Source organism: Halostagnicola sp. A-GB9-2 (assembly GCF_030068615.1).
Taxonomy (GTDB): domain Archaea; phylum Halobacteriota; class Halobacteria; order Halobacteriales; family Natrialbaceae; genus Halostagnicola.
The window spans coordinates 331,747-343,016 of sequence record NZ_JASJOC010000004.1 but is presented as its reverse complement, the minus strand read 5'-3'; the positions used below and the strand labels follow the sequence as shown (position 1 = coordinate 343,016).

At 61.1% G+C, this 11,270-nt stretch carries 12 protein-coding genes and 1 pseudogene; 8 read left to right on the top strand and 5 right to left on the bottom strand.

The features are described 5' to 3' along the window. Positions 1–100: 100 nt before the first annotated feature. From QNM96_RS12805 to QNM96_RS12790, 4 genes are all read left to right on the top strand, one after another. Positions 101–1,348, top strand: coding sequence for a SufS family cysteine desulfurase (locus QNM96_RS12805; protein ID WP_283836774.1), 1,248 nt, complete (start codon positions 101–103; stop codon positions 1,346–1,348). Positions 1,349–1,605: 257 nt separating this feature from the next. Then, positions 1,606–1,866, top strand: a complete 261-nt coding sequence (locus tag QNM96_RS12800) for a hypothetical protein (RefSeq protein ID WP_283836773.1) — start codon at positions 1,606–1,608, stop codon at positions 1,864–1,866. A gap of 163 nt (positions 1,867–2,029) precedes the next feature. Then, complete coding sequence (sufU, locus tag QNM96_RS12795) at positions 2,030–2,449, top strand: Fe-S cluster assembly sulfur transfer protein SufU (RefSeq protein WP_283836772.1); 420 nt, start codon at positions 2,030–2,032, stop codon at positions 2,447–2,449. A gap of 146 nt (positions 2,450–2,595) precedes the next feature. Further along, entirely contained in the window at positions 2,596–3,000 is a 405-nt protein-coding gene (locus tag QNM96_RS12790; protein WP_283836771.1) for a hypothetical protein, read from the top strand. 55 nt (positions 3,001–3,055) lie between these two features. Here QNM96_RS12790 and radA read toward each other — a convergent pair whose 3' ends face one another. From radA to QNM96_RS12770, 4 genes are all read right to left on the bottom strand, one after another. After that, complete coding sequence (gene radA / locus QNM96_RS12785; protein WP_283836770.1) at positions 3,056–4,087, bottom strand: DNA repair and recombination protein RadA; 1,032 nt, start codon at positions 4,085–4,087, stop codon at positions 3,056–3,058. Positions 4,088–4,249: 162 nt separating this feature from the next. After that, on the bottom strand, positions 4,250–5,635 hold the full coding sequence (locus QNM96_RS12780) for a PQQ-binding-like beta-propeller repeat protein (protein WP_283836769.1): 1,386 nt from the start codon (positions 5,633–5,635) through the stop codon (positions 4,250–4,252). 90 nt (positions 5,636–5,725) lie between these two features. After that, complete coding sequence (locus QNM96_RS12775) at positions 5,726–6,346, bottom strand: hypothetical protein (protein WP_283836768.1); 621 nt, start codon at positions 6,344–6,346, stop codon at positions 5,726–5,728. Positions 6,347–6,454: 108 nt separating this feature from the next. Beyond that, entirely contained in the window at positions 6,455–6,730 is a 276-nt protein-coding gene (locus QNM96_RS12770; RefSeq protein ID WP_283836767.1) for a hypothetical protein, read from the bottom strand. A gap of 95 nt (positions 6,731–6,825) precedes the next feature. On the opposite strand from QNM96_RS12770, the pseudogene QNM96_RS12765 reads away from it, so the two are divergent. Together QNM96_RS12765 and QNM96_RS12760 are read left to right on the top strand one after the other, a co-directional pair. After that, positions 6,826–6,978, top strand: a pseudogene (locus QNM96_RS12765) (IS5/IS1182 family transposase); the annotation flags it as partial. A gap of 270 nt (positions 6,979–7,248) precedes the next feature. After that, on the top strand, positions 7,249–7,443 hold the full coding sequence (locus tag QNM96_RS12760) for a hypothetical protein (protein WP_283836766.1): 195 nt from the start codon (positions 7,249–7,251) through the stop codon (positions 7,441–7,443). A gap of 26 nt (positions 7,444–7,469) precedes the next feature. Here the strand turns inward: QNM96_RS12760 and htpX are convergent, their stop codons facing one another. Next, positions 7,470–8,378 carry a zinc metalloprotease HtpX gene (htpX, locus tag QNM96_RS12755; RefSeq protein ID WP_283836765.1) on the bottom strand — a complete coding sequence of 303 codons (909 nt, stop codon included), beginning with the start codon at positions 8,376–8,378 and terminating at the stop codon, positions 7,470–7,472. A 508-nt stretch (positions 8,379–8,886) separates the two neighbouring features. Here htpX and QNM96_RS12750 point away from each other — a divergent pair. Both QNM96_RS12750 and QNM96_RS12745 read left to right on the top strand, forming a co-directional pair. Continuing rightward, positions 8,887–10,083, top strand: a complete 1,197-nt coding sequence (locus QNM96_RS12750; protein WP_283836764.1) for a 60S ribosomal export protein NMD3 — start codon at positions 8,887–8,889, stop codon at positions 10,081–10,083. Beyond that, the gene (locus tag QNM96_RS12745; protein ID WP_283836763.1) at positions 10,076–11,233 is read left to right on the top strand and encodes a class I SAM-dependent methyltransferase family protein; all 1,158 of its coding nucleotides are present in this window, start codon (positions 10,076–10,078) and stop codon (positions 11,231–11,233) included. Before QNM96_RS12750 ends, QNM96_RS12745 begins: the two co-directional genes overlap by 8 nt. Positions 11,234–11,270 lie beyond the last annotated feature (37 nt).

Here is an 11,270-nt window from a genome sequence, read left to right as displayed (position 1 = left end):
GACGCCATCAGATCCGCGTAGCTGGCCGGTCGAGCGTCGACTCCGTAAAGGCGGGGGTGGACCGAAGGAGTGTTTTGTCTCCAGTCCCTCTTATTTACCAATGAGTCAACGAAATGTCGGCACGCTCGATATCGAGCGTATCCGGTCGGACTTCCCGATTCTCGAGCGGGAGTTCGACGATCAGCAGGTGGTCTACCTCGACAACGCGGCGACGACCCAGACGCCGGATCCGGTTATCGACGCGATGAGCGACTACTACCGGTACACGAACTCGAACGTCCACCGAGGCATCCACCACCTCAGTCAGGAGGCCTCGGAGGCCTACGAGCGAGCCCACGACCGCGTCGCCGAGTTTATCGGCGCGAGCGGCGGCCGCGAAGAGGTCATCTTCACGAAGAACACGACCGAGAGCGAGAACCTCGTCGCCTACTCGTGGGGCCTGAACGAACTCGGCCCCGGCGACGAGGTCGTCCTCACGGAGATGGAACACCACGCCTCGCTGGTCACCTGGCAACAGATAGCCCACGAGACGGGTGCGGAGGTCAAATACATCCAGATCGACGAGGACGGCCGCCTCGACATGGATCACGCACGCGAGTGCATCACCGACGACACCGCGATCCTCTCGGCGGTCCACGTCTCGAACACGCTCGGCACCGTCAACCCGGTCGCCAAACTGACCGAAATTGCCCACAAACACGGCGCACTCTCCTTTATCGACGGCGCACAAGCCGTTCCAAATCGACCAGTCGACGTCGAGGAGATCGACGCCGACTTCTACGCCTTCTCCGGGCACAAGATGGCTGGTCCGACCGGAATCGGCGTTCTCTACGGAAAGAAACAGCTACTCGAGGAGATGGAGCCCTACCTCTACGGCGGTGGTATGATCCGGAAGGTCACCTTCGAGGACTCTACCTGGGCGGACCTCCCCTGGAAGTTCGAGCCCGGCACACCGCCAATTGCCGAGGCCGTCGGCCTCGAGGCTGCGATCGACTACCTCGAGGAGATCGGCATGGAACGGGTTCAGGCTCACGAAGAGGAGTTAGCCGAGTACGCCTACGAACAGCTCAAGGCCGAAGGCGACGTCGAAATTTACGGCCCCGAACCCGGCCCCGATCGCAGCGGTCTCGTCGGCTTCAATCTCGAGTCGGTCCACGCCCACGACCTCGCTTCAATCATGAACGACCACACGGTTGCGGTCCGTGCCGGCGATCACTGTACCCAGCCGCTGCACGATAAACTGGGCGTCGCAGCCTCGGCTCGAGCGTCCTTCTATGTCTACAACACGCGCGAGGAGATCGACAAGCTGATCGACGCGATCGACGACGCACGGCAGTTGTTCGCGTGAGCGGACGACTGCCGTGCGAGGAGATCCATCGATGACGGTTTCACGAGTGAGCGAAGTGAACGAGTGAAACTCAGCGAGACGCGGTGCGTCTCGCCAGACCGCCAGTTGTTCGCGTAGGCAAACACGGTCATCGTGAAGTGACACGACCGCGAGAGTTCCACAAACAGTATCGCCGGACAGCCTCTCTGTATGTGATTTGTTCCCACGCGGGATTTTTCACTTTCAGTCACGTATTCAGTAGTGCCGAGGTGAGAACCATGTACGAGACACCACAGGACGTTCCCAAACGGGATCCGTTCGAGACCCTGGTCGACGTTCTCACCGCGGCGACCCGATACGACCTCGCACTCGGGATCATCCCGATTGCGTTCGCGGTTGCGCTGGTCGCCGCGTTCGTACTGGCCGTTCCGGTACAGTACGCTCTGCTGCCCGCAGCGGTCGTCGGCGCGGTAGTCGTCGTCGACGCCTGCTACCTGAACCCGCCGGTCGATCCCGACCAGGGTTCGGACGCAGTATAGACTATCAACCGTTCTTTCTTTGAAGCGATCGAACGTCTCTTACGCAACAGTAGCCGTCCTCAAGTTGATCGACGCTCCGCAAACGAGACACGGTCGAGCACTTCTCGAGTAGTACGCGACCCCGGAATCCTTTTACAGCAGACAGCCGTATCCGTATCCAATCATGGGAATGGGCTCGGATATGTATCGACAGCAGATCCTCGACCACTACAAGAGTCCTCGAAACTACGGGGAACTCGAGGATCCGACCTTCACGCACGTCGGGGAGAATCCGATGTGCGGTGACGAGATCCAGATGGACGTCAAACTCGAGGACGACGAGGAGACGATCAAGCACGTCGCGTTCTCCGGCGACGGCTGTGCGATCAGTCAGGCCTCCGCGAGCATGCTCTCCGGAAAGCTCGCAGGGAAGACGATCGACGAACTGCTCGAGATGGATCGGGACGACATCGTCGACATGCTCGGCGTCGAAATTTCGCCGATGCGGATCAAGTGTGCCGTCCTCGCCGAGAAGGTCGCACAGGACGGGGCGAAGATCTATCGCGGCGAGTTGGATAAATCGAAGACATCGACCGAAGACTGAGCGGTTTTTCAACGAAAGCTTCTCGGACTCGACGTCGTTGCCGGCCCAATTTCGTTCTCGCTCGTTCGTCAACCAATAGTTTAGCCGTCATCGGACAGTGCTGTTGCAACCCGATAGCTTACCCTCGAGACGACCGTTCGTCCGATATGGTCGAAACGGCGGTCGGGTTCGTCCTCGGCGCGGTCATCGGAGCGATAGCGACGGCAGCCGGCTCGTACCTGCTGTACTGGAAACGCGAGCGCGACGCGACAAAGCGGCTCCGGCAGGCATTCAGCGAGGAACTTCGAGCGTACAAACACGTCGACGAGATTATCGACGACGGTGGCTACGAACGGGTGACGACCAGCGTCGAGAATCCGGTTATCTACGAGTCGGCCGCGGGCGATCTCGGTCTCCTAACCGAAGCCGAGATCGGGAAGCTGGTGGCCTTTTACAGTTCGTTGTACTGGTTGCAGGGACTCGAGGACCCCGAGGACAAGAAAGAACAAATCGAGGAGGTTACGGAGATGCGTCAGGCGGCGCTCGAGGCATTGGGTAATTCGAGCGAGTGAATAGCAATAATTGAGCGAACAGTTCCGAGTGTGTCGGGACGGTTCCAGCTTCCGACTACTCCGGCTTCAGTCCCTCGTCCTGTACGCGCATTACGCCCTCGCCATCGGCGAGGTTCGGCGCGTCGACCAGTCGGACGATCCGTTTGTCGGCTTTGGACTTTCGGAGGTAGATACGGAACGTGGACTTGTGGCCGAGGATGTTCCCACCGATCGGCTGCGTCGGGTCGCCGAAGAATGAGTCGGGATTCGAGGCGACCTGATTGGTGACGATGATGGCCGCGTTGTAGAGGTTTCCGACCTTGTCGATGTCGTGAAGGTGCTTGTTGAGTTTCTGCTGTCGGTCGGCGAGGTTACCACGGCCGACGTACTCCGCGCGGAAGTGGGCGGTCAGCGAGTCGATACAGAGCAGTCGAACCGGGTACTCCGAGTCTTCCCGTTCGCTCGCTAGTTCTTTGGCCTTCTCGGCGAGCAGCATCTGGTGGTTCGAGTTGAACGCCTTTGCGACGTGAATCTTCTCGAGGATGTCCTCGATGAGAGTGTCAAGCGTGGCTTCGTCGTCAGGTGATCCTTCGATTTCGCGGTCCTCGAGGGTCGCTTCGATCGCCTCGTCGGGGAGGCCACGAACCATGTCGTCGATACGTTCCGGTCGGAACGTGTCTTCGGAGTCCACGAAGATGGCGCTCCCGTGGAGTCCGCCGACTTCCTTCGGAAGCTGGACGTTGACGGCCATCTGGTGGGTGACCTGAGACTTCCCGGCACCGAACTCGCCGTACACTTCGGTGATCGACTGGGTCTCGATACCGCCGCCCAGCAATTCGTCGACCTCGTCGATGTGCCAGCTGAGTTTGCCGATCTCGTTTCGTCGCTCGAGAACCGTCGAACCGGTTTCGAAGCCACCGATATCGGCTTCGTCGCGGGCCGCGCGAACGATATCGCTCGCGGTAGACTCGCCCACATCGGCCGTATTCGAGAGTTCCGACGGAGCGGCGACGGCGAGACTCTGGAAAGAATCAAAGCCTGCATCGTAGAGTTTGTCTGCGGTTGCCGGTCCGACACCAGGGAGTGCTTCGAGGTCTGCGTCTGCCATACTCAGTCGTTGTGCCGGTATCCGTATAAAGCCTCGTTAACAGGGAAGTGAAAGTGAAAGTGCCGGACGTAGCGGGGTCGAACAGATTCGTACCCGAGAGTATATCCGTCGGGAGAAATTTTGGCGGCCAGCGTTCGACGGCGCTGAGGAGAACGGATCGAATTAGTCCCAGCCCGCAGTTTCGTCCCGCCACGAGAGACAGCAGAGTCGACCGTCGTCCGTGACCACGTACAGGGATCCGTCCGAGACCGCAGGGCCGCTCGAGACGCCCTCCTCGAGCGGGTAGTGCCAGCCAAAGTCCGGTTCGTCGACGTCGATTCCGTAGACCGAGCCGCTCGAGTCGCCGAGACAGAGGGTGTCACCGACGACGGCTGGCTCCGCATGGGCGACGCCGTCGAGGTTGATTCCCTTCTTCGCGAAGAGCCACCCGCGGAGTTTCCGCTTGCCGAACATCGTGTCGGTGATGTGGAGGTAGCCGTCCGACGCGCCGGCGAACACGCTGTCGTCGGTGACCGTCGGTGCGGTCGTAAACGAATCTCTGATCTCGTAAGTAAACCAGGACTGGCCCGTCTCGGCGTTCAACGCGACGAGGAGCCCGCCCTCGTCGGCAACGTACACGCGGTCACCGGAGCCCGCGTCGATGTCGCCATCGACGGCGAGGTGTTCCTGTCCGCTCTCAGCCGTGTCGACGGCCGTCTGGCTGGACTCGAGATCTGTTCCAGCTGCGGTGCTGGCGATACCTGTGTCATCCGCCGGGTCAACTTCTTGTGTGGTGTCGATATCACGACCGGAGTCGTCCCCGAGTGCGGACGAACTCCCGGATTCGGTATCGGCGTCGGACGCCTTCGAACTGAGCGCAGGAGAAAGTCGTTCGTCGGATCCGAGGGGGTCGGTTCCGTCCGCGCCGCCGTTGCCCGGAACGACGGTCGGGCCGCCGACGACCGCGCCGTTCGTTGGAGCCGTCCAGACTTCCTCGCCGGTCGCCGTCTCGAGCGCGAGGACTTCGTCCTGATAGGTTCCGACGTAGACGTGATCCGTTTCGAACCTGTCCGTTGTCGCAGGAGTTCCGACGACTCCGGCGTCAGTCTCGTGGAACCACAGCTCCTCACCGGTTTCGGCCGCGAGCGCCGAGACGCCGTCTACGTGGCCAATAAAGAGGACTCCACGCGAGAGCGTGGGTGCCGATTCGACGCCACCGGAGACTTCGGCCTCCCACCGGAGCTCGCCGGTTTCCGGATCGAGTGCGAACACCGTACCGTCGGATGCGACGACGAAAAGCGACTCACCGGTGACGACGAGCGCCGAGTCGATCGGCAGTTGCGTCTCGAAGACCCACCGGCGGCGGCCCTCGTACCTGTCGAACGCGTAGACGTTCCCTGCGCTCGAGCCGATGTAGACGGTGTCGCGATCGAGAACCGGCGAGGCCTCGACGGAACCGCTGATTTCGGTCTCCCAAGATGTGTCGGGACGATCCGGATCCTCGAGCGTCGGGGCTCGCCGATGGCCGGAGTTCTCGTGATCGCTCCTGAACTGGTTCCAATCGCTCACTGGCACACCGTTGCGACTCACAGGGCATAATAGATACGGCACGCACCGAACCCGTCGGCCGATTCGACGGATGTGGTTGGTCGAAACCGCTCACTCCCAGGGGTGCGTTCCGGACGAACTCGGCCACAGCGGGTACCAGTACTCCTTCTCGCGCTCGACCTCGAGTTCGCCGTCGAGTACCGATTCGAGTTTGAACTCAGCACTCGAGTCCCGCTCACGGCCGGGGCGGGGAGCGAACGGATAGAAGCGCCCGCGCCGGAAGGAGTAGATCCAGTAGGCGGGGCCGTCGCCGTTGGCGACCCCGGTCCCCTCGTAAGCGAAGACCGCCGCGAGCAGCCGCGAGCCGTAGCCGTGCTCGATGAACGTGTCCGCCGCAAAATGCATGCTCGTGATGAGATCCTCAGGATCGCTCTCCTCGAGGATTACCCACCTGTAGCCGTGGTCGTCTTCTGCGACCTCGAACTCGGTGCCCGTCTCCTCGCGGCCCGCCTCGAGGATCGCCTCGACCTCCGAGACGGCCTCGCGGAAGGTGCTCGAGTCGACGCCGGAGAAACAGAGCGCGCCGACGTCGGCCGATTCATAGCCCAGTTCGGCCTCCATGGTGAAGTAGGCCGTGCTCATCCCGAAGAGGTCGTCGGGGTCGGCGTCTCGCTTGGCGTCCGACTCGGCGCGCAAGCCGAGTACGGAACGAAGTCCGTCCAGCAGTCCCATATCCGTATTGTCGTGGGAACTACCTTAGAAGTCATCCATTTTCGCGCGCACTCGAGTGCACGTTCGGGTTCTGTCGATGGGAGAGGGGGAGACTACTCGAGAAAAGCCCTACTGAACAGCAGCCATGATCGCTTCTAACTCATCTTTCCGGAACGACGACGATGTATCCTCTGGATTGGGCTCTTGTGCAGCACCGATCTTCCTCAAGATTCCTGCCCTCAATTCTGCTTTCGGAGGCAGACGCCCGCTCGTGTCAATCTCGTACCCCACTACATCACAAACTGCGGCGAGGTCCTCTTTCGTGAACGCTGTCGTTCTCTCTCGTTCAAATCGACCGACCGCGATCCGAATTTCATTCCGAAGTTCATCGACGGTTTGTGCCATATCTATCACGACGCACACGTACACTGTCTTTGTTCCGGTCAGAATTCGTGTACGGACGGTGGCCTCGGAACCGGAGAGAACGTCCAGCTGTTAGTGAAATCGGAGTTTTGCTTGGAGACAAGGGGCACAACGATCAGCAGATTCGGGCGATGGCCCGCGAGAACGGGATTGGTCCGTTCACAACGATGGTGGAAGCAGTTTCGTGAATCGTCCTTGCGTGTATCGTCCACAATCTCGACCGAGCCCTCCAACGATCAGTACAGGCGGAGGTGTTACCGCTTGCACCCGCGACCGAACGCAGTGAGCGAGCGGGCCAAGGAGCCCTCGAAGCCGCGCCAACGGCGCGGCTGAGGGGGTGACGACGTGCTTTTCATCAACGTTTTGCCGAGTGCGGTCGCGAAGCGACCGCACGCAGAGCAAAAGGTTGGCATGTGTAGTGAACAGTAGTTTCATAGAATCAGGTGTCTAAAGAAGAGGATTTCGTCAGAGCCTACAGAGACAAGTTACCACGGACAGACATGACCGAGAGAGATCCGACGTGTCGGGGGAGCGGGGCCAGGGGACGAATCGTCATCGAAAAGCCCAGCTCCAACGAGTTCCGTGCCGACGGATATCGTTGGCGAGCCGAGCGGGCTCGAGAGTTGATCGGCGAAATGCGCGGAACCTCACGCGAGGCGAACGCACATCTCGATGACGCGCCGAAGTGGGAATAGTACGTTCTGGACACGATGCATACCGTTCAGGCCGTCGCCGTCTCGCGCTCGAGGTCCCGAAGCTGTTCGATCCGTCGTTCCGTCGAGGGGTGGGTGCTGAACAGTCGGCCGACGATGCCGGACTTGAGCGGGATGATGAAAAAGGCGTTCATCTCGGCTTCCTCGCGGAGATCCTCATCGGGTACCTTATCGACTTCACCGGAAATTTTCATCAGCGCGGACGCGAGCGCGCCCGGGTTGCCGGTGATGGCGGCCGCGCCGCGGTCGGCGGCGAACTCGCGGTAGCGCGAGAGCGCGCGGATGAGAACGTAGCTGATGATCCAGACGATTAGCGAGATCAGGATGGCGACGAGAATCCCCGCCGCGCCCTTTCCGCCGCCCTGACTTCGCCCACCGCCGGTGAAGATCATCGTCTGGCCGCCGAAGCGAACGATGAGGAAGGCGATGGTCGAGAGAAAGGAAGCGATGGTCATCACGGCCACGTCGCGGTTCTTCACGTGGGCGAGTTCGTGTGCGAGCACGCCGTCTAACTCCTCCTGATCCAGCGTTCGCATGAGTCCGGACGTTACCGCGACGACAGCATTGCTCGGCGAGCGCCCGGTTGCGAACGCGTTCGGTACCTTCGAATCGACGACGGCCACTTTCGGCTTCGGCAGATCGGCCTGCTGGGAGAGTCGATCCACCGAGGCGTGTAACTGCGGATACTCCTCGTATTCGACCTCCTCGGCACCCATACTCCACAGCGTGAGTTTGTCGCTGTAGAAAAATTGGATCAGTGAAAAGCTCCCGAACAGCAACGCGACGAGGAGGAGACTCGAGGCGGTTCCACCGAACGCGGTCGTGAGTGCAACGATAAAAAACAGGTACACTCCGAAGAGCAGGAACATCGTGAGGCCCATTCGCGCGCGAAGCCCCCAGTCCGGTTGCCAGTCCATATGGGGACTATAACTCGAGGGGAAATAAGTGTCGTCAAACCGACGAGCGAGCGCTCGAGCGAAACCCCCCTGTTTCCTATCGAGATCCAATGACGGAAGCACGTCTGACATGAACGAGACGCAACCATCTGACGTATGGCAGACGTTCGTCTTGCTCATCGTGTGATAGTTCCACATGTGATAGAGGTTTCCGACCGAGGGATCCCAACATTCACTCCGAATATCTCGAGGAAGGGCCGGAAATCACCCGACTACGCGAGGGACGAGCGCGTCCGATCGCGACCGGTAGCGTTGAAACGTTCCTCGAGCATGACCAGTTCACCCCCCTATTTCGCGTGGAAAGAAGTGACAGTCAGATCGACAGACGCAAACTGGACCCCCTCGTTTCGTGTGGAGCACTCACAAACGGAAAGGAGGAGGTATCGCTTTATGCGATCAAGATATCCTCGAGTAGGATCGAAAGCGAGAGAGCGCGCCGTTTAACTCGCTCAGCCTCAAAGTGGAGTCAATGGCTGATTCGCGTGCGTTCTGTCCCCGCTGCGGTGATCCGATTCCGGATCGATCCAGGAGCGACGCGACCGAAACCGGGGATGCAACCGAGACGACAGAGACGACGAACGAGGGAGACGGGACCGAGACGAGCGAGATCCCCGATCCGAGAACCGAGGGAAGCGACCTCTGCCGGGCGTGTTACTTCGAGGACTTCGAATTCGTCGATGCACCCCAGCAGGTCGACGTCCGGGTTTGTGCGCGGTGTGGAGCGGTCCACCGGGGACAGCGCTGGGTCGACGTGGGTGCAGACGACTACACCGACGTCGCAATCGAAGAGGTGAGCGAAGCACTCGGCGTTCACGTCGACGCCGAAGACGTGGCCTGGCAGGTCGAACCCGAACAGGTCGACGAGAACACGATCCGGATGCACTGTTATTTCACGGGTGTCGTGCGCGGCGAACCCGTCGAAGAGCAAGTAACAGTTCCCGTGAGAATCGCTCGACAGACCTGTACGCGCTGTGGCCGAATCGCTGGCGACTACTACGCGAGCATCGTCCAGATTCGCGCCGAAGACCGGACGCCGGTCGCCGAGGAGACCGAACGCGCGAAAGAAATCGCGAATAATATCGTCGCCGAAATGGAGGCGACCGGAGACCGCAACGCCTTCATCACCAAAATGAGCGAAACGCCCGACGGGCTGAACATGCGGGTCTCGACCAACAAAATCGGGAAGAAAATCTCGAACAAGATGGTCGAGGAGTTCGGCGGGGCCATCAACGACGCCGAGACGCTCGTGACGGAAGATTCCGACGGAAACGAGGTCTACCGCGTCACCTTCGCCGTTCGTCTGCCGCCGTACCGACCAGGCGACATTATCGAACTCGCCGACGAAGACGACGATGATGGCCCCGTCCTCGTCCGGAGCGCTCGAGGAAACCTCAAAGGAACGCGCGTAACGACGGGCGAGCACTACGAAGCGGACTACGAGGAAGGCAACTCCCCCGACGCCCGAAAGCTCGGCGAACTCGAGGCCGCCGAGGAGACGACCGTCGTCACCGTCGAGGACGAAAACGCCGTGCAGGTCCTCGATCCCGAAACCTATCAGGCGAAGACGGTATCCCGGCCCGACTACTTCGATCCCGACGCCGAGACGGTCCCCGTCCTGAAAAGCCGCGCCGGGTTGCACGTCCTTCCGGCAGAGAGCGATGACTGAGGAGCCAGAAGGGGCGAGTCCGATTCCCGAAGGGGAAAGCCCGACGCTCGAGGCGAGAACGGACACACCGCTTGCCGTCGTCGTCGAAAAGCCCCGCGCTGAAACCGCAACCGAATCCCTGCGAGCCGAATGTGTCTACGACGACGAGCGACGGGTCCGCGAGTACACCGCCGAAACGGTCGCACTGCCGGTTTCGTCCCAGCCGTCCGAGACGTCGGTGCTCGAGGTGATCCGCCAGATCGACCCCGACTACCGGAGTCCGGATCTCGAGACCAGACTCGCCGAACGGGGCTGGAGCGACGCTGAACTCGAGACGGTTCCAGGTTCGTGGGCCGTCGTCGGATCGGTAATCCTCGTGACGGTTCCCGAGGACTGCCCCGACGAGACAGCACTTGGCGAGGAACTACTCGGGATTCACGGCGAGGCCGAAAGCGTCCTCGCCGACGAGGGCGTCGCGAACGACGGTACTGCGGGGACCTATCGGGAGCCGCGAACGCGGTTGCTTGCAGGCCACCGCGACACCGAGACGATCCATGTAGAACACGGTACGAAGTACGGTCTCGATCCGACAGAAGTGATGTTCTCGCCCGGGAATCAGGCCGAACGAGCGCGAATGGGCGAGGTCGTTTCGGCGGGTGAACGAGTGTTCGACATGTTCGCCGGGATCGGCTACTTCACGCTCCCGATGGCGCGAGCCGGTGCGAAGGTGACTGCCGCCGAGGTCAATCCGACCGCGTTTCGGTATCTCCTCGAGAACGCGATGTTGAACGAGGTTCAGTCCGATCTCGAAGCCTACATGACCGACTGCCGGGAGCTGGCTGAGGGTCTCGAGGTCGACCGAGTGGTTATGGGCTACTACGGCGTCGGGAACGAGCCGAAACCGTCCAGTGACCCCGGTGACGAAACCGGCACCCGAACCGACGAAGCCCACGAGTTCCTCCCCGCGGCACTCGAGGCACTCGAGCCCGGTGGAACGGTCCACTACCACGAGGCGACCCCCGAGTCGCTCCTGTGGGAGCGGCCGGTCGAGCGGGTCGAAGGAGCCATCGAGACGGCGGGGCGGACGCTCGAGCGGGTCGACGACCGGCGTCGCGTCAAAAGTCACAGCGCCGGCGTCGAACACGTCGTTCTCGACGCCGTCATCGACTGAAACGATCCGGTTGTGAACGCTCGACGTTCAACGATTC